This is a genomic window from Xanthomonas euvesicatoria, from assembly GCF_013112235.1.
Taxonomy (GTDB): Bacteria; Pseudomonadota; Gammaproteobacteria; order Xanthomonadales; family Xanthomonadaceae; genus Xanthomonas; species Xanthomonas euvesicatoria.
Genome location: NZ_JABFFS010000001.1, coordinates 3,719,264 through 3,737,634, shown reverse-complemented (window position 1 = coordinate 3,737,634; position 18,371 = coordinate 3,719,264). Strand labels below are relative to the sequence as shown.

Annotated in this window: 17 protein-coding genes; 12 read left to right on the top strand and 5 right to left on the bottom strand. The window is 64.0% G+C overall.

Annotated features, from left to right (window positions below):
- Window positions 1-3: 3 nt before the first annotated feature.
- From HLH45_RS16135 to ykgO, 4 genes are all read right to left on the bottom strand, one after another.
- A complete protein-coding gene (locus tag HLH45_RS16135) occupies window positions 4-888 on the bottom strand; it encodes a carbon-nitrogen hydrolase (protein ID WP_033478929.1) in 885 nt (294 codons plus the stop codon).
- A 125-nt stretch (window positions 889-1,013) separates the two neighbouring features.
- Window positions 1,014-2,048, bottom strand: coding sequence for an agmatine deiminase family protein (locus HLH45_RS16130; RefSeq protein ID WP_011347667.1), 1,035 nt, complete (start codon window positions 2,046-2,048; stop codon window positions 1,014-1,016).
- Window positions 2,049-2,284: 236 nt separating this feature from the next.
- Complete coding sequence (locus tag HLH45_RS16125) at window positions 2,285-2,626, bottom strand: hypothetical protein (RefSeq protein WP_007970129.1); 342 nt, start codon at window positions 2,624-2,626, stop codon at window positions 2,285-2,287.
- A 240-nt stretch (window positions 2,627-2,866) separates the two neighbouring features.
- Window positions 2,867-2,992: a type B 50S ribosomal protein L36 gene (gene ykgO, locus HLH45_RS16120; protein WP_005913193.1), complete on the bottom strand. Its 126-nt coding sequence runs from the start codon at window positions 2,990-2,992 to the stop codon at window positions 2,867-2,869.
- A 172-nt stretch (window positions 2,993-3,164) separates the two neighbouring features.
- On the opposite strand from ykgO, the gene cmk reads away from it, so the two are divergent.
- The 9 genes from cmk (at window position 3,165) to HLH45_RS16075 (ending at window position 13,479) form a co-directional block, all read left to right on the top strand.
- Window positions 3,165-3,848 (top strand): (d)CMP kinase, encoded by a 684-nt coding sequence (cmk, locus tag HLH45_RS16115; RefSeq protein WP_008572390.1) that lies wholly within the window; start codon window positions 3,165-3,167, stop codon window positions 3,846-3,848.
- A 182-nt stretch (window positions 3,849-4,030) separates the two neighbouring features.
- Window positions 4,031-5,716 carry a 30S ribosomal protein S1 gene (rpsA, locus tag HLH45_RS16110; RefSeq protein ID WP_003489652.1) on the top strand — a complete coding sequence of 562 codons (1,686 nt, stop codon included), beginning with the start codon at window positions 4,031-4,033 and terminating at the stop codon, window positions 5,714-5,716.
- 88 nt (window positions 5,717-5,804) lie between these two features.
- The gene (locus HLH45_RS16105) at window positions 5,805-6,116 is read left to right on the top strand and encodes an integration host factor subunit beta (protein ID WP_008572387.1); all 312 of its coding nucleotides are present in this window, start codon (window positions 5,805-5,807) and stop codon (window positions 6,114-6,116) included.
- Between the two features lie 66 nt (window positions 6,117-6,182).
- Window positions 6,183-6,488, top strand: a complete 306-nt coding sequence (locus HLH45_RS16100) for a LapA family protein (protein WP_008572386.1) — start codon at window positions 6,183-6,185, stop codon at window positions 6,486-6,488.
- Window positions 6,489-6,494: 6 nt separating this feature from the next.
- A complete protein-coding gene (gene lapB, locus HLH45_RS16095; protein ID WP_003489647.1) occupies window positions 6,495-7,673 on the top strand; it encodes a lipopolysaccharide assembly protein LapB in 1,179 nt (392 codons plus the stop codon).
- Window positions 7,673-8,641, top strand: coding sequence for an MraY family glycosyltransferase (locus HLH45_RS16090; RefSeq protein WP_008572384.1), 969 nt, complete (start codon window positions 7,673-7,675; stop codon window positions 8,639-8,641). The genes lapB and HLH45_RS16090 overlap by 1 nt, the downstream gene beginning before the upstream one ends.
- 13 nt (window positions 8,642-8,654) lie before the next feature.
- Window positions 8,655-10,562 carry a polysaccharide biosynthesis protein gene (locus tag HLH45_RS16085; RefSeq protein WP_046931922.1) on the top strand — a complete coding sequence of 636 codons (1,908 nt, stop codon included), beginning with the start codon at window positions 8,655-8,657 and terminating at the stop codon, window positions 10,560-10,562.
- The gene (gene galU, locus HLH45_RS16080; RefSeq protein WP_008572379.1) at window positions 10,562-11,455 is read left to right on the top strand and encodes a UTP--glucose-1-phosphate uridylyltransferase GalU; all 894 of its coding nucleotides are present in this window, start codon (window positions 10,562-10,564) and stop codon (window positions 11,453-11,455) included. Before HLH45_RS16085 ends, galU begins: the two co-directional genes overlap by 1 nt.
- Window positions 11,456-11,628: 173 nt before the next feature.
- Window positions 11,629-13,479: a monovalent cation:proton antiporter-2 (CPA2) family protein gene (locus HLH45_RS16075; RefSeq protein ID WP_008572378.1), complete on the top strand. Its 1,851-nt coding sequence runs from the start codon at window positions 11,629-11,631 to the stop codon at window positions 13,477-13,479.
- 270 nt (window positions 13,480-13,749) lie between these two features.
- Here the strand turns inward: HLH45_RS16075 and HLH45_RS16070 are convergent, their stop codons facing one another.
- Window positions 13,750-14,070 carry a DUF1244 domain-containing protein gene (locus tag HLH45_RS16070; protein ID WP_008572376.1) on the bottom strand — a complete coding sequence of 107 codons (321 nt, stop codon included), beginning with the start codon at window positions 14,068-14,070 and terminating at the stop codon, window positions 13,750-13,752.
- A 49-nt stretch (window positions 14,071-14,119) separates the two neighbouring features.
- Between HLH45_RS16070 and folD the strand changes: the two genes are divergently transcribed.
- From folD to guaA, 3 genes are all read left to right on the top strand, one after another.
- Entirely contained in the window at window positions 14,120-15,031 is a 912-nt protein-coding gene (gene folD, locus HLH45_RS16065; RefSeq protein WP_008572374.1) for a bifunctional methylenetetrahydrofolate dehydrogenase/methenyltetrahydrofolate cyclohydrolase FolD, read from the top strand.
- A gap of 181 nt (window positions 15,032-15,212) precedes the next feature.
- A complete protein-coding gene (gene guaB / locus HLH45_RS16060; RefSeq protein WP_008572372.1) occupies window positions 15,213-16,670 on the top strand; it encodes an IMP dehydrogenase in 1,458 nt (485 codons plus the stop codon).
- Between the two features lie 121 nt (window positions 16,671-16,791).
- Complete coding sequence (guaA, locus tag HLH45_RS16055) at window positions 16,792-18,357, top strand: glutamine-hydrolyzing GMP synthase (protein ID WP_008572370.1); 1,566 nt, start codon at window positions 16,792-16,794, stop codon at window positions 18,355-18,357.
- The last annotated feature ends 14 nt before the right edge of the window (window positions 18,358-18,371 follow it).

Here is an 18,371-nt window from a genome sequence, read left to right as displayed (position 1 = left end):
GCGTCAGTCGATGTAGCGCTTGAGCAGATCGCCGTACGCATCGATGCGACGGTCGCGCAGGAACGGCCAGATGCGGCGCACATGTTCGCTGCGTTGCAGGTCGACATCGCAGATCAGCACGGTCGGATCCTGGCCGGCTTCGGCAATGAACTCGCCCTGCGGCCCCAGCACATGGCTGTTGCCCCAGAACTGGATGCCCGAGGCGCCCAGCGGCGAGGGCTCATGGCCGACCCGGTTGCACGACAGCACCGGCACGCCGTTGGCGACCGCATGGCCGCGATGGCTGAGGATCCAGGCATCGCGCTGGCGCTCCTGCTCGGCCTGCTGGTCGTCCGGATCCCAGCCGATCGCCGTGGGGTAGAGCAATAGTTCCGCACCGGCCAGCGCCATCAGGCGCGCCGCTTCCGGATACCACTGGTCCCAGCACACCAGCACGCCCAGGCGGCCCACCGAGGTATCGATCGGCGTGAAGCCCAGATCGCCCGGAGTGAAATAGAACTTCTCGTAGAAGCCCGGATCGTCGGGGATGTGCATCTTGCGGTACTTGCCGAGCAGCCGGCCGTCCTTTTCGAACACCACCGCGGTGTTGTGATACAGGCCGGCCGCGCGGCGCTCGAACAGCGAGGCGACCAGCACCACGCCGTGCTGCCTGGCCAGCGCGCTCAAGCGCTCGGTGCTGGGGCCGGGAATCGGCTCGGCCAGGTTGAACTCGTCCACCGACTCGTGCTGGCAGAAATACGCGCCGTTGTGCAGTTCCTGCAGCAGCACCAGCTTGGCGCCCTGCGCGGCGGCTTCGGCCACGCGCGATGCGATGACGGCCAGGTTGGCCTCGGCGTCGCCGTGGTTGCGCTCCTGGATCAGCGCGACGGGAAGGAGATGACGGGTCATGGCAGCATCCAACGTTAGTGGCGCACTAAGGTAGCGCGCCATGGCGTAACACCGGCCTGCCGGCCGGAACAGGAAGCCGCGCGCGGTCTGTGCGGCCGCGACGCAGGCGAGGTACGCAACTGCGCTTAGGCCGCGAGCAGGCCGGCCGGCAATTGCATGGTCAGGCAATGCAGGCTGCCGTTCTGCCAGATCAGCGCACGGCACGGCACCGGCACGATCTCGTGCTGCGGGAATGCCTGCGCCAGCACCGCCTGCGCGGTTGCATCGGCCGCATCGCCATAGGCCGGCATCAGCACTGCGCCGTTGACGATCAGGAAATTGGCATACGACGCAGCCAACCGGCGGCCTTCATCGAGGATGGGCTGTGCCCACGGCAGCACAAACAGCCGATATGGCTGCCCGTCGGCCCTGCGCAGCGCGGCCAGTTCGGCCCCCATCGCCTGCAGTTCGACGTAATGCGAATCGCCGGGCACGTCGCAGCCCTGATAAACGATCGCATCCGGGCCGGCAAAGCGCGCCAGCGTGTCGATATGCGCGTCGGTATCGTCGCCTTCCAGGTAGCCGTGATCCAGCCACAGCACGCGCTCTTGCGCCAGCCACGTGGCCAGATCGCTGCTGAGCGATTCGCGCGTGCGCTGCGGATGCCGCTCATGCAGGCACTTCCAGGTGGTCAGCAGGGTGCCGGCACCATCGGTCTCGATGGCGCCACCTTCCAGCGCGAAGTCGATGGTCTCCACCTGCGCCGGCACGAACACTTGCGCGGCATCCAGCGAACTCACCAACTGATCGTCCAGGCTGGCTTCGAACTTGCCGCCCCAACCGGTGAAACGGAAATCCATCAACCGGAAGCCGGCTTCCTGGCGCAGCGTGATCGGGCCCGAATCGCGCAGCCAGGTGTCGTTGTACGCGGCGATCACGAAGCGCACGCGCGTCATGTCCACCCGCGCCGAACGCAGCCGCGCCTCGGCATAGATCTGCAGGTCGTCGTCGGCCACGCAGATGACCACCGGCTCGAAGCGGGAGATCGCCGTGACCAGCGCAATATAGGTCTCTTCCACGTCGGCCAGGCGCTCGGCCCAATCGGTGCCGGCATGCGGCCACGCGAGCAACACGGCGGATTGGGGTTCCCATTCGGCGGGAAAGCGAAGACGGTCGGTCATGCCAGGCAAATACTCATCTTGGTGTGCAGGCCATCGCCCGCTCGTTCATCGATATCCCGCACGGTGGATGCGGGCTCTTGCGATCCAGGCGCTGATCGCCGCGCCGGCCTTCTAACAGCATTGCAGCAACGCATGTCCGGCTGCTGACGGACACGGTGCACCTTGCGATGCGAATCGTGACGGCCGGCGTGCGAAGACCGGATGCCGAAACCTCCGGTCGAGCCGTCACCGATGCCTCAGCGGATCGGCGGCTTGGGCCCGATCTCGTTGGCATCGGCCTTGTTGGCCACCACGTCGATCACCTTGCTCTTTTCGAAGTACACGGTGAAGGCCGGATACACCCAGCGATGGATGGTGGGCCATTGGCGCTTCTGGCCGCCACGTGGGTCGAGCTTTTCCTGTGGCGCGCCGTAGCGGCCTTCGACCTGGCTCATGCTCTCGCCGCGCAAGGGCAGGGCAGCGGCAGGCTTCTGCTGTGCGCGGTCGACCAGCAACGTATCGGCCGAAGCGACGGCACTGATCCCCATCAGCGCGATTGTCAGCACGACCGGCGGCATCACAAACAAACGGTTACGCATGTCATCTACTCCCCAGTGGACAAGATTTCAGATGGTGATTACAGCAAAAAACGACGACAGGCGCTGTTGCGACACGGCTGACCTGTCGGGGCCGCGATTGCCCGGCGCCCTGGCCCAGGGACGGCGATGTCCTGCGTGGGCAGGCCGGCGGTAGATCCGTATGTCAACCACTGTGAAGCAGCGGCCAAGAAAAAACCGCCCGGAGGCGGCTTTCTCGGGTCTTGCACGCGCCGCAAAGGCTTAGCGCTGACGCGCCTTGAAACGCGGGTTCGACTTGCAGATCACGAAGACCTTACCGCGGCGGCGGACCACCTTGCAGTCGCGGTGACGGGTCTTCGCAGACTTCAGGGAGGACAGGACTTTCATGGCACACCTCGGCGTAAACGGTTGGATTCGATGGAAGAGTGCCCACGGTCGAGGGTGCACCCGGAATTAAGCCGGCGATTCTAACCGGCTTTTCGTCGTGCTTTCAAGTGGTTGCAGCGCGATCGCTGCGAGCGGCGCTACACTACGCGCTGATGACCTTCCGGAAACCTGAATGACCGACCTGTCGCCCGTTCTCACCATCGATGGCCCTTCCGGTGCCGGCAAGGGCACCGTGAGCCGGATCGTGGCCGCCCGGCTGGGCTGGCATTACCTCGATTCGGGTGCACTGTATCGCGCGGTGGGTGTGGCGGCGAGCTGGGCCGACCTGGATGTCTCCGACCCGGCAGCGCTGGTGCGTTGCACCTTCGACACCAGGGTGGAATTCGACGATGCGGGCGAGGCGGGGCTGCGCGTGCTGGTCAATGGCGCAGATGCGACCAGTGAGCTGCGCCTGGAAACGACCGGCGCGCTGGCCTCGGCCATTGCCGCCATTCCCGAGGTGCGCAGCGCCCTGAAAGAGCGCCAACGCGCATTCAGGCGCGCCCCCGGCCTGGTTGCCGACGGGCGCGACATGGGCACGGTGATCTTCCCCGATGCGGCCTACAAAGTGTTTCTGACCGCCAGTGCCGAAGAACGTGCGGGCCGTCGCCATAAACAGTTGATGGAAAAGGGTGTTTCGGTTATCTTTGACGACCTGCTGCGCGAGATCATGGCCCGTGATGCCCGTGATGCGCAGCGGGTGGTGGCGCCATTGCGGCCGGCCGAAGACGCCGTGCTGATCGATACCAGCGGAATGGGAATCGAAGATGTCGTCCAGCGTGTGGTCGGGTTGCTCGCAGACCGTGCGCCGTCGTAAGCGTTTGGCAAGCGGGTTTGTCCCGCCGACCGTAAGGCGTTCCAAAGCTCCGTCGCGCATCCTGCGTGGCGGTTCTATGACTTCCAACCGACTTGCTGTCCGGAGTCGACCAACAGGCTGGGCGGTTCGCATCTGTCGCACCCCGACAATCGGCGCCCGTGTGTTCAACTGAGTAAATTCAAATGACAGAATCTTTTGCAGAACTGTTCGAAGCCAGCCAAGCCAATCTGGCGAAGCTGAAGCCGGGCTCCATCGTCACCGGTACCGTCGTGGAAGTCCGCGGCGACGTGGTGGTGATCAACGCTGGCCTGAAGTCCGAAGGCATCGTGCCGATCGAGCAGTTCCGTAACGACGCTGGCGAGATCGATGTCGGCGTAGGCGACCAGGTCAAGGTCGCCCTCGATTCCATCGAGAACGGCTTCGGCGAAACCGTGTTGTCGCGCGAGAAGGCCAAGCGCGCGATGGTGTGGGACGAGCTGGAAGAAGCGTTGGAAAAGAACGAAACCATCACCGGCCGCATCAGCGGCAAGGTCAAGGGTGGTTTCACCGTGGACATCAAGGATGTCCGCGCGTTCCTGCCCGGTTCGCTGGTGGATGTGCGCCCGGTGCGCGACCCGGCCTACCTGGAAGGCAAGGAACTCGAGTTCAAGCTGATCAAGCTGGACCGCAAGCGCAACAACGTCGTTGTCTCGCGTCGTGCAGTGGTCGAAAGCGAGCACTCGGAAGAGCGCGAGCAGCTGATGGACAAGCTGCAGGAAGGCGCGATCCTGAAGGGTGTCGTCAAGAACCTGACCGACTACGGCGCGTTCGTGGACCTGGGCGGTATCGACGGCCTGCTGCACATCACCGACATGGCCTGGAAGCGCGTGCGCCATCCGTCCGAAGTGGTCAACGTCGGCGACGAGCTGGACGTGCGCGTGCTGAAGTTCGATCGCGAGCGTAACCGCGTCAGCCTCGGCCTGAAGCAGCTGGGCGAAGATCCGTGGGACAACATCGCGCGTCGTTACCCGGCCAACAGCCGCGTGTTCGGCAAGGTCTCCAACGTCACCGATTACGGCGCGTTCGTCGAGATCGAGCCGGGCGTGGAAGGCCTGGTGCACGTCTCCGAGATGGATTGGACCAACAAGAACGTCAACCCGTCCAAGGTCGTGCAGGTCGGTGACGAAGTCGAAGTCATGGTCCTGGACGTGGACGAGGAGCGTCGCCGCATCTCGCTGGGCATGAAGCAGGTTGCCGCCAATCCGTGGGAAACCTTCGCTGCCACCCACAAGAAGAACGACAAGGTGTCCGGTCAGATCAAGTCGATCACCGACTTCGGCATCTTCATCGGTCTGGACGGCGGCATCGACGGTCTGGTCCACCTGTCCGACATCAGCTGGAACACCACCGGCGAAGATGTCGTGCGCAATTACAAGAAGGGCGACACGCTGGAAGCCGTGGTGCTGGCAGTGGACCCGGAGCGCGAGCGCATCAGCCTGGGCGTCAAGCAGCTGGAGCAGGACCCGTTCGGTCAGTACATGGCGTCCAACCCGAAGGGCTCGAAGGTCGAAGGCGTGGTGCGTGAAGTGGATGCCAAGGGCGCCACGATCGACCTGGCCGATGGCATCGAAGGCTACGTCGCTGCACGCGACATCGCCAACGAGCGCGTCGACGACGCCACTCAGCACCTGAAGGTCGGCGACAAGATCGAAGCCAAGTTCGTGGGCATGGACCGTAAGGGCCGCACCCTGCAGCTGTCGATCAAGGCCAAGGACGATGCCGAAATGCGCGAAACGTTGGAGGACTACCAGTCCGCCTCCGCGTCGGGCGGCATGACTCAGCTGGGCGCGCTGCTGCGTGCACAGTTGAACAACAACAAGTCCGAGTAAGCGCGTAGCGCTCGCAAGAGCGTAATGGATCGGCCCGGGCTTGCCCGGGCCGATTCCGATGTGTCAGTCGAAAAAAACAAGTCTTCCCATGACCAAGTCCGAATTGATTGAAATCCTGGCGCGACGCCAAGCGCATCTGAAGTCGGACGACGTGGATCTGGCAGTGAAGTCGCTGCTGGAAATGATGGGGCAGGCGCTCTCCGATGGCGATCGGATCGAAATTCGCGGGTTCGGCAGTTTTTCGCTGCATTACCGTCCGCCACGTCTGGGACGTAATCCCAAGACCGGCGAGTCGGTCGCGCTGCCGGGCAAGCATGTTCCCCACTTCAAGCCGGGCAAGGAATTGCGTGAGCGGGTCAGCTCCGTGGTGCCCGTGGATGTGGTCGATACGGCAGACTGAAGCCCGTCTGGCGCTGCGTTTATGTCGTCTCGGTTAAGCTAGCATGCTTCCCGACGGAGTCTCGCCATGAAGGTGCTTCGCTTGCTGGTGATGTTGGCCTTCCTGTTGGTCGGTCTGATCATCGGTGCGGTCAATTGCCAGGACGTCACGCTCGACTTCCTGTTCTCCAGCGTGCATACCAGTTCAGGCGTCGCGATCATCGTCGCGCTGCTGGTCGGTGTGTTGATCGGTGCCGGCATGGTGCTGGTCAGTGTGGTCATTCCCCTCTATTCCAAACTGCGCCAGGCCAACAAGGCTGTTGCGGTCAGTCGCGGCGACGCCAGGCCTGTCACGCCTGCGACCGTCGAGCCGCGCCCCATCGATGGACTGTAACGACGTATGGACTTTCTGACCGAGTGGATCTGGTTCTTCCTGTTCGTGCCGCTGGCTGCGCTAGGTGGCTGGATCGTGGGCCGTCGTGGCGGCCAACGCCATGGCGACACGCAGGTCAGTCGTCTTTCCAGTACTTATTTCCGTGGGTTGAACTATCTGCTCAACGAGCAGCCGGACAAGGCGATCGAGCTGTTCTTGCATATCGCCGAACTGGACAAGGAAACCTTCGAGACCCAGGTCGCGTTGGGGCATCTGTTCCGTCGCCGTGGTGAAGTGGACCGTGCGATCCGCCTGCACCAGGGCCTGGTGCAGCGTGGCGACCTGACCGATCAGCAGCGCGTGCAGGCCTTGCTGGCGCTCGGCGAGGACTACATGAAGTCGGGTCTGCTGGATCGTGCCGAAACGGTCTTTACCGAGTTGGCGCAACTGGACCAGCGTGCGCCGCAGGCGCTGCGCCATCTGATCGGCATCTATCAGGCCGAGCGCGATTGGGAAAAGGCGATCGACAACGCCACCCGCTATGAAGAAGTGACCGGCGAGCCGATGGGCAAACTGATCTCGCAATTCGAATGCGAACTGGCTGATCGCTATCGCGGCCTGGGCAAGACCGACGATGCGCTACAAGCCATCGCACGTGCCTACCAGGCCGATGGCACCTCCGTGCGCGCCGGCATTCTGGAAGGGCGCATCGAAGCCGAGCGCGGTCACGACGAAGCGGCAGTGCGCGCTTTCGAACGGGCGGCCCGGCATGATCCGGAATACCTGCCCGAGATCATTCCTGCATTGATGGCCGCGTATCGACGGGTCGGCGATATCGCTGGGGCGCGCAACTTCCTGTCGGAGATGACCGAGCACTATCGCGGCATCGCTCCGGTGCTGGCGCTGACCCAGTTGATGGAAGCCCAGGATGGCGTCGCGCCTGCGCTGGCCTATCTTGGCCGCCAGCTCAAGGATCGGCCGTCGGTGCGTGGTGAGTCGGCGTTGATCGATCTCACCCTGGCCGAGGGAAGCGACCCGGTCGGCACCTTGCAGGACCTCAAGCACATCACCGACCAATTGCTGGTGCGCAATCCGAGCTACCGATGCACGCGCTGCGGCTTCGGTGCCAAGACGCATCATTGGCAATGCCCGAGCTGCAAGGAATGGGGTACGGTCAAACCGCTGTTGAACTACGCGGTGGTCTGATGGCGTGGCTGTGGTGCGCGCTGCACCTGCTGGTCGCGGCACTGGGGACCTGGGGGCTGCGGCGCTATGCCTTGCACCGCCGCCTGCTCGATCATCCCGGTGAACGGCGTAGCCACGTGGTCGCTACCCCGCGCGGCGGCGGTATGGCGATTGTGGCGGCGATCTTGCTGGGCTGCGTTGCAGCTTGCGCGCTGTGGCCGACGTCGCGGCTGACGGTCTGCTGGTTCGCAGCGGGCCTGATCGCCGTGGCCGGCGTAGGGTGGTGGGACGATCATCGTCCGCTTTCGGCAAGGCTGCGGTTTTCGATTCACCTGGCCGCGTCGGCGGCATTGGGCGCCTTGGTTTGGCATGACACGGGCAGCGTGTGGGATGGATTGCTGACTGCTGCTGCGTCCGTGGTATTGATCAATGTCTGGAATTTCATGGATGGCATCAATGGGCTGGCCAGCACCCAGGCGGCGTTGGCCGCGCTCGGATTCTCGCTGGTAGCGCCTGCCGGCTCGTCGTGGGCAGGTCTGGCGGTTGCAGCGGCGTGCCTTGGGTTTGTGCCGTTCAATTTCCCACGTGCACGCATCTTCATGGGCGATGGCGGCAGCGGTGCGCTCGGCTATGTGCTGGCGGCGCTATTGGCGCTGAACGTAGCGAGTGGTCAGGTGAGCTGGTGGATCAGCTGGTTCCCGTTGACAGCCTTTCTTGTAGACGCCGGCTTCACACTGCTTGCTCGCATGCTTTCCGGGCAACGCTGGTGGGAACCGCATGCCCAGCACGTCTATCAACGTCTGGCGCGTCGTCTTGAGACGCACGTCCCGGTAACGTGCGTTTATTTCGCTTTCAGCCTCATTGCCGTCTGCTTGTACCTGTTAATCCGTCATGATCCGTTCTGGCTGCAGGTGTCCGGCGCGCTGGCATGGGGCATGGGCACCACTGCAATCTGGCATTTTCTGCGCGATGGATTGCGCAATTCCTGACTAATGGACTTTTATGATTTCCTGGCGTGACCGTTTGACCAAGGCCCTGCCGCAGATAGCGGTCGTGGTACATGATCTGCTGATGGTGTGGGTATGCTGGCAGCTCCTGCATGCCGGCCGCTACTCGATGCTACGCGACGCGCCGGATCTGCCGCTGTGGGACTGGCGCACCGCGGTGGTGCTGGTGGCGCAGGGCCTGGTGTTCTGGAAGATGGGGTTGTATCGCGGGTTGTGGCGCTTCGCCTCGGTGCCGGACCTGTGGAACATCTTCAAGTCGAGTTTTCTCGGATTGGTCGCAATCGTGCTGGCGTTGGCGTACGACCGTCTGGATGGCGTGCCGCTGTCGGTGCTGGTGGTCTATCCCTTTGCGTTGTCGGCCATGCTGGGTACGCCGCGTCTGCTGTATCGCGCTTGGAAGGACTACCAGATCGCGCATTCCGGTGATGCGGGGCGGCGCGTGCTGATCCTCGGCGCCGGGCGCGCCGCCGAAGGGTTGGTGCGCGATCTTCGCCGTACCGGCGCGTTTGTGCCGATTGGCTATCTGGACGATGCCAGCAACCTGCATGGCGCCAAGATCCAGGGCCTCAATGTGCTGGGCAATCTGGACCAGGCCGCCGCGATCGCCAAAGAGACCGCTGCCAAATTGCTGGTGATCGCGATTCCATCGCTGGATGCCTCCGGCATGCAGCGCGTGGTGGCGATTTGCGAAAGCACCGGCCTGCCGTTCCGCATGGTGCCCAAGCTGATCAACGTGCTGGAGGGGCGCTCCTTGCCGGGCGAGTTGAAGGAGGTCGCGATCGAGGACCTGCTCAACCGCAAGCCGGTCACGCCCGATTGGCGCCTGATCCGCGACTGGCTGACCAACAAGACCGTGATGGTGACCGGCGCCGGCGGTTCGATCGGTTCGGAAGTCTGCCGCCAGTGCGCACGCCATGGCGCGCGCCGGATCGTGCTGCTGGAAATCGACGAGCTGGCGCTACTGACCATCGACTCGGATCTGCGCCGGCTGTTTCCGGATATCGAAGTGGTGCGCGTGTTGGGCGATTGCGGCGACCCGGCGGTCGTGGCGCATGCGTTGAATACTGCCACGCCGGACGCGGTCTTCCATGCGGCTGCGTACAAGCAGGTGCCGTTGCTGGAAGAGCAGTTGCGCGAGGCGGTGCGCAACAACGTGCTGGCGACCGAGAACGTGGCGCGCGCCTGCCAGCGGGCACGTATCGAGACGTTCGTCTTCATTTCCACCGACAAGGCGGTCGAGCCGGTCAATGTGCTGGGCGCAAGCAAGCGCTATGCAGAAATGATCTGCCAGAGCCTTGACGCGCGCGATGCGCCGACGCGCTTCATCACGGTGCGCTTCGGCAACGTGCTGGATTCGGCCGGCAGCGTGGTGCCGTTGTTCCGCGAACAGATCCGCCAGGGCGGGCCGGTGACCGTGACGCATCCGGATGTCACGCGTTACTTCATGACCATCCCCGAAGCCTGCCAGTTGGTCATCCAGGCGGCTGCATCTGCATCGCATGGTGCGATCTATACGCTGGACATGGGCGAGCCGGTGCCGATTCGCTTGCTTGCCGAGCAGATGATCCGTCTGGCCGGCAAGCAGCCGGGCAAGGACGTGGCGATTCTCTATACCGGCCTGCGGCCGGGCGAGAAGCTGCATGAGACGCTGTTCTATTCCGACGAAGACTATCGTCCCACCGCGCACCCCAAGATTCTGGAAGCCGGTGTGCGCGAGTTCTCGCATGAGCAGGTGCTGCAGCTGGTGACGCGCTTGCGCGAGGCCGTTAACCGCTATGACATCAACGCGATGGAGACTGTATTGGGCAGCCTGATGCCGGATTTCGCGGCTGCTCGACGGAAAGTCGACGCGCGATCTGATACGGTCGTTCCATTCCCCGCACGTGAGGTCAGAAGACTGTAATGAGCCAGCGTATTCGCAAGGCCGTATTCCCCGTCGCAGGTCTTGGGACCCGCTTTCTTCCGGCAACCAAGACAGTGCCGAAAGAAATGCTGCCAATCATCGACAAGCCATTGATCCAGTACGCCGTCGACGAAGCCATCCAGGCTGGTTGCGATACGCTGATCTTCGTTACCAACCGCTACAAGCACTCCATTGCCGATTACTTCGACAAAGCCTATGAGCTCGAGCAGAAGCTGGAGCGCGCAGGCAAGCTGGAGCAGCTAGAGCTGGTGCGCCATGCATTGCCCGAGGGCGTCCGCGCCATTTTTGTCACGCAGGCAGAGGCGCTCGGCCTGGGCCATGCGGTGTTGTGTGCCAAGGCCGTTGTCGGTGACGAGCCGTTCGCGGTGTTGCTGCCGGACGATCTGATGTGGAACCGCGGCGATGCTGCGCTGACCCAGATGGCCAATGTGGCCGAGGCCTCGGGCGGCAGCGTGATCGCCGTGGAAGACGTGCCGCACGACAAGACCGCCAGCTACGGCATCGTTTCCACCGACGCGTTCGACGGCCGCAAGGGACGCATCAACGCGATCGTCGAAAAGCCCAAGCCGGAAGTCGCGCCAAGCAATCTGGCCGTGGTCGGTCGTTACGTGCTGAGCCCCAAGATCTTCGACCTGCTCGAAGCCACCGGTGCAGGCGCGGGCGGCGAAATCCAGCTCACTGATGCGATTGCCGAGTTGCTGAAGGAAGAGCAAGTCGATGCCTTCCGTTTCGAAGGTCGCCGTTTCGATTGCGGCGCGCACATCGGCCTGATCGAAGCCACCGTGCATTTCGCGCTTGAGCACGAAAAGCATGGCGGCCCAGCGAAGGAAATCCTGCGCAATGCACTGGCCCAGGCCGACGCGCGCGGCTGAGTGTTGCCTGATCGCTGTTTCCACGAACGACGCCAGCTGGCGTCGTTCGTCGTTTAGGGGCTTGCCGTATGCTTTGCCGCGCCGGCAGAGCTCGGCTTGGCAAGCCCAAGCGGGGACGAAGATGCGCACCCTGATGCAGGCTGGGGCCGCGCAAGTGCCGCTAGAATCCGGGCATGAGCCAACCTGCCGAATCCAGTGAGCTGATCAACGTGGTAGTGCTGCTCGGCGCTGCCGTGGTGGCAATCCCGTTGTTCCGTCGTCTGGGCCTGGGCTCGGTGTTGGGTTATCTGGCGGCGGGACTGGCAATTGGTCCGTTCGGGTTGGGCCTGTTCAACGAGCCGCAAGCCATCCTGCATGTGGCCGAGTTGGGCGTGGTGATGTTTCTGTTCGTGATCGGGCTGGAAATGCGCCCCTCGCACCTGTGGAGTTTGCGCAAGGAAATCTTCGGACTCGGCACGCTGCAGATCGCGGTCTGCGCGCTGGTGTTGACCGGCGTCGGCATGTTGCTCGGCTTTGCGCTACCGGTGGCCTTCGTGGCGGCGTCCGGTTTCGTGCTGACATCCACTGCCGTGGTGATGCAGCTCTTGGTAGAGCGTGGCGACGTCGCCTTGCCGCCGGGGCAGAAGATCGTGGCGATCCTGCTGTTCGAAGACCTGTTGATCGTGCCGTTGCTGGCGATCGTGGCCTGGATGGGAGCCAGCGGCGACCCGCAGGCGGCATCGCAGCGTTGGCAGGGAATCGGCATCGGTCTGGCCTGCATCGTCGGCTTGCTGGCGGCCGGGCGTTGGCTGCTCAATCCCTTGTTCCGCATCCTGGCCGCATCCAAGGCGCGCGAGGTGATGACGGCAGCAGCATTGCTGGTGGTACTGGGCGCCGCGCTGTTGATGCAGGTGGGCGGGCTGTCGATGGCGATGGGGGCGTTCCTGGCCGGCGTGCTGTTGTCCGAGTCCACGTTCCGGCATCAGATCGAAGCGGATATCGAACCTTTTCGCGGCATCCTGCTGGGGCTGTTTTTTCTCGGTGTCGGCATGAGCCTGGACTTGCGCGTGGTGGCGGCGGACTGGCGCCTGATCGTGGTGGGCGTGCTGGCCCTGATGGTGGGTAAGGGCGTGTGCATCTATGCGGTGGCGCGGCTGATGCGCAGCGACCATCGCCAGGCACTGGACCGTGGTGTGTTGATGGCGCAAGGCGGCGAATTCGCATTCGTGCTGTTTGCCGCCGCGTCGGCATCCGGCGTCATCGATGCCCAGGTCAATGCCAGCCTGACAGCGATTGTGGTGTTGTCGATGGCACTGACGCCATTGTTCGTGCTGCTGCAACGGCGGCTGACGCCGGCGGCGGCGGTCTCGCTGGATGGCGTGGAAGCAGCCAGTGGCCAGACCGGCAGCGTGCTGATCATCGGCTTCGGGCGCTTTGGACAGGTGGCCAGTCAGTCGCTGCTGGCGCGCGACGTGGATGTGACCATCATCGATAACGACATCGAGATGATCCAGAGCGCGGAAGAATTTGGTTTCAAGATCTACTACGGCGACGGCACCCGGCTCGATGTGTTGCACGCCTCCGGCGCGCACAGCGCACGTGCGATTGCGGTGTGCGTCGACAACCAGGAGGCGGCCAATCGCATCGTCGAGCTGGCAACGCGCGAGTTCCCGCATGCCAAGCTGCTGGTGCGTTCGTACGACCGCCAGCATTCGCTGCAGTTGGTCGCTGCGGGAGTGGATTACCAGATCCGCGAGACCTTCGAGTCGGCGGTGCTCTTCGGCAAAGTGGCGCTGGTGGAGCTGGGGGTGGACGAGGACGAAGCCGGCATGATTTCGCGTCAGATCCGCCGCCGCGATGCCGAGCGTTTCGAACTGGAGATTGCTGCCGGCGATGCACGCGCCGGAGCCAAGCTGATGTATGGCAACACCGTGCCGACCGCGCCCCGGCCCACGCCGTTCACGCGGCCGCGTCGCGGCAGCCGCACGTTGAATCCCGATGCGGTGCCGCAGGCTGAGCCAGCAGAGACACAGACGCGCGACTAAGGGCGGCCCACAAACCGCTGCGCAGGCGCTCCGCGGCATGGCCAGTGCGCGATGCGGTGCGCCAGTCGTCCGGCGCGATAGCCGCGATTGGACGACTGCTCACTAGGTCTTGTTGGCCGCCAGGAGCGGGCACACACGCCTGCGCAGGCGTCGGGTGCGCCACCCCTGCTCGATGCGGTACGGATCGCTCGGGCGCTCCGGCTCCTCAGTGCGCCCACATCCCGCCAAAGATTGACGGGACGTTCTGGCAGCCGCGCTCACCGATGCCTACTAGCCATGCTTGCGCTGGGCAGCGGCAAAGGCTTCCAACTGCTCGGGCGTGGCATCTTTCTGATGCTGCTGTTTCCACTGGGCAAATGGCATGCCGTAAACGGCTTCGCGCGCCTGTTCCTTGGTCATGGCCTGGCCTTGCGCTTCGGCCGCTTCGCGGTACCAATCGCCCAGGCAGTTGCGGCAGAAGCCGGCGAGAATCATCAGGTCGATGTTCTGCACATCGGTACGGTCCTGGTTGAGATGCTGCAAGAGCCGGCGAAATGCTGCCGCTTCGATCGAAGTGGTGCTTGAATCGGTGCGTGAGGTGGTGTCGGTCATGGCGGAATCGGGGACAATAGACGGCCTTCGACTCTACACCTGACGCCCCATGACCGCTTCTGCGCCAGCCGCCTCCGCTTCGGCCCGCCTTCTCGATGGTCGCCGCATTGCCGAGGAATTGCTCGACGGATTGAAGCTGCGGGTGGATGCGCGGCTGGCCGCCGGCAAGGCGCGACCCGGGCTGGCGGTGGTGCTGGTCGGTGGCGATCCGGCATCGTCGGTGTATGTGCGCAACAAGCGGCGCGCGGCCGAGAAGGTCGGCATCGAAGCCTTCGATTACGACCTGCCGCAGGGCACCAGCGAAGCCCAGCTGGCGTCGCTGATCGATGAGCTCAATGCCGACCCCAAGATCCACGGCATTCTGATCCAGCTGCCGCTGCCGGGCATCCCCGATGCCAACCGGCTGATTCAGCGCATCGACCCGCGCAAGGACGTGGACGGATTCCATCCGCAGAATGTCGGGCACTTGGCCTTGCGCGAATTCGGGCTGCGCCCGTGCACGCCGCGCGGCATCGTGACCTTGCTCGGGCATACCGACCAACCGGTGCGCGGCCGCAATGCCACCATCGTGGGGGTGAGCAACCACGTGGGCCGGCCGATGGGGTTGGAGCTATTGATCGCCGGCTGCACGGTCACCAGTTGCCACAAATTCACCCCGCCCGATGTGCTGGAAGCGAGCGTGCGCAATGCCGACATCCTGGTGGTGGCGGTGGGCCGCCCGGGCCTGATTCCGGGCGAATGGGTCAAGCCGGGCGCGGTGGTGATCGATGTCGGCATCAACCGGCTCGATGATGGCCGCCTGGTGGGCGACGTCGGCTTCGACGCCGCCGCGCAGCGCGCGGCCTGGATCACCCCGGTGCCGGGCGGGGTAGGGCCAATGACCGTGGCAACGCTGATGCAGAACACCATCGAGGCCGCCGATGCCGCCGGGAGTGGGGATTCGGGATTGGGGATTGGTTAACCGCAGCGGCCACGCGCACGCGTCGGCCCATCCGGATTGCATCCGAGATCGGCCGGCCATCGGCATCCTGACAAACAAGCGAACGGCGAACGGTGCAGGGCCCGCCGTTGCGAATCCCGACTCCCCAATCCCGGCTCCAATGCGTTAAAATGCCGCGCTTCCCCAAAACTCGGGTCCGCCGATGCTACGCATCCAGGCTGAAGCTCTCACCTACGACGACGTTTCGCTCGTCCCCGCTCATTCGATCGTCCTGCCCAAGGACGTCAGCCTGGAAACCCGGCTGACGCGCGACCTGCGCCTGAAACTGCCGATTCTGTCGGCGGCAATGGACACAGTGACCGAACACCGTCTTGCGGTGGCCATGGCCCAGCTGGGCGGCATCGGCATCATCCACAAGAACCTGACCCCGCAGCAGCAAGCCGGCGAAGTGGCTCGGGTCAAGAAGTTCGAGTCCGGCGTGATCACCGAGCCGTTCACCGTCAGCCCGGACACGACCATCGGCGAAGTGCTGGCACTGACGCGCGCGCGCAACATCTCCGGCGTGCCGGTGGTGGATGGCAGCGAACTGGTCGGTATCGTCACCAGCCGCGACATGCGCTTCGAAAAGAAGCTCGACGATCCGGTCCGCCACATCATGACCAAGAAGGACCGCCTGATTACCGTGCGCGAAGGCGCCAGCGATGAGGAAGTGCTCGAGCTGCTGCATCGCAACCGGATCGAAAAGGTCCTGGTGGTCAACGACAGCTTCGAGCTGCGCGGCCTGATCACGGTCAAGGACATCCAGAAGAAGACCGACAACCCCAATGCCGCCAAGGACAGCGCCAAGCGTTTGCTGGTGGGCGCGGCGGTGGGCGTGGGCGGCGATACCGAGCAGCGCATCGAGCTGCTTGCTGCAGCCGGCGTGGACGTGGTGATTGTCGATACCGCGCATGGCCATTCGCAGGGCGTGATCGATCGCGTGGCGTGGGTCAAGAAGACCTATCCGCAGTTGCAGGTGATCGGCGGCAACATCGTCACCGGCGATGCGGCATTGGCGTTGATGGATGCCGGTGCGGACGCGGTCAAGGTCGGCGTGGGCCCGGGTTCGATCTGCACCACGCGAGTGGTTGCCGGCGTGGGCGTGCCGCAGATCACTGCGGTGGACATGGTGGCCGAAGCGCTGCAGGACCGCATCCCCTTGATTGCCGATGGCGGCATCCGCTATTCCGGCGACATCGGCAAGGCGCTGGTGGCCGGTGCCTCGACGGTGATGGTCGGCGGCCTGTTGGCCGGTACCGAAGAAGCGCCGGGCGAGGTCGAACTGTTCCAGGGCCGCAGCTACAAGAGCTACCGCGGCATGGGTAGCCTGGGTGCGATGGAAAAGGGGTCCAAGGACCGCTACTTCCAGGATGCCTCGGATGCCGACAAGCTGGTTCCCGAAGGCATCGAGGGCCGCGTGCCGTATCGCGGGCCGGTCGGCGGCATCATCCATCAGCTCATCGGTGGCCTGCGCGCGACCATGGGCTATGTGGGCTGCGCCACCATCGAAGACATGCGGACCAAGCCCAAGTTCGTCAAGATCACCGGCGCCGGCCAGCGCGAAAGCCACGTGCACGACGTGCAGATCACCAAAGAGCCGCCGAACTATCGCGCCGGGTAACCGGGAATGGGGAATCGCGAATCGGGAATCGTAAGAGCCCGCCGCCTCCTCATCCGATAGCGGTCGGCGCTGCGTTTGCTGTTGCGATTCCCTCATCCCGATTCTCGATTCCCGGCTCTCAATGACCAACATCCATACCGACAAGATCCTCATCCTCGATTTCGGTGCGCAGTACACCCAGCTGATTGCGCGGCGTATTCGCGAGATCGGGGTCTACTGCGAGATCTGGGCGTGGGATCACGATCCGTCGGAGATTGCCGGTTTCGGTGCCAAGGGCATCATCCTGTCCGGCGGCCCGGAGTCGACCACGTTGCCGGGCGCACCGGTGGCGCCGCAGGAAGTGTTCGATAGCGGCCTGCCGGTGTTCGGTATCTGCTACGGCATGCAGACCCTCGCCGCGCAATTGGGTGGTGCGACCGAGGCAGCGGATCAACGCGAATTCGGCCATGCCGAAGTGGACGTGGTGGCGGCAGATGCCTTGTTCTCCGGCCTCACCGACCACGCCGGCGCCTCGCGCCTGAATGTATGGATGAGCCACGGCGACCACGTGTCGCAGGTGCCACCGGGCTTCACCATCACCGCCACGACCGACCGCATTCCGGTGGCGGCCATGTCCAACGAAGCCAAGCGTTGGTACGGCGTGCAGTTCCATCCTGAGGTGACGCATACCTTGCAGGGCCAGACCTTGCTGCGCCGCTTCGTGGTGGATGTCTGCGGCTGCCAGACGCTGTGGACCGCGGCCAACATCATCGAGGACCAGATCGCGCGCGTGCGCGAACAGGTGGGCGACGATGAAGTGATTCTTGGGTTGTCCGGCGGCGTCGATTCGTCGGTGGTGGCCGCGCTGCTGCACAAGGCGATCGGCGACAAGCTGACCTGCGTGTTCGTCGATACCGGCTTGCTGCGTTGGCAGGAAGGCGACCAGGTGATGGCGATGTTCGCCAAGCACATGGGCGTCAAGGTGATTCGCGTCAACGCCGCCGACCGTTATTTCGCCAAGCTGGAAGGCGTCAGCGACCCGGAAGCCAAGCGCAAGATCATCGGCAACCTGTTCGTGGAGATCTTCGACGAAGAATCCAACAAGCTGGCCAATGCCAAGTGGCTGGCGCAGGGTACGATCTATCCGGACGTGATCGAGTCGGCGGGCAGCAAGACCGGCAAGGCGCACGTGATCAAGAGCCACCATAACGTCGGTGGCTTGCCCGAGCACATGAAGCTGGGCCTGGTCGAGCCGCTGCGCGAATTGTTCAAGGACGAGGTGCGTCGCCTTGGCGTGGAACTCGGCCTGCCGCGCACCATGGTGTATCGCCACCCGTTCCCGGGCCCCGGCCTGGGCGTACGCATTCTGGGCGAGGTGAAGCGCGAGTACGCCGAGTTGCTGGCCAAGGCCGACGCGATCTTCATCGACGAACTGCGCAAGGCCGACCTGTACGACAAGACCAGCCAGGCCTTCGCCGTGTTCCTGCCGGTGAAGTCGGTCGGCGTGGTCGGCGACGCCCGCGCCTACGAATGGGTGATCGCGCTGCGCGCGGTGGAGACCATCGACTTCATGACCGCGCATTGGGCGCACCTGCCGTACGACTTCCTCGGCACCGTGAGCAACCGCATCATCAACGAACTGCGTGGTGTGTCGCGCGTGGTCTACGACATCTCCGGCAAGCCGCCGGCGACGATCGAGTGGGAGTGATCCCGCGTGCGGCA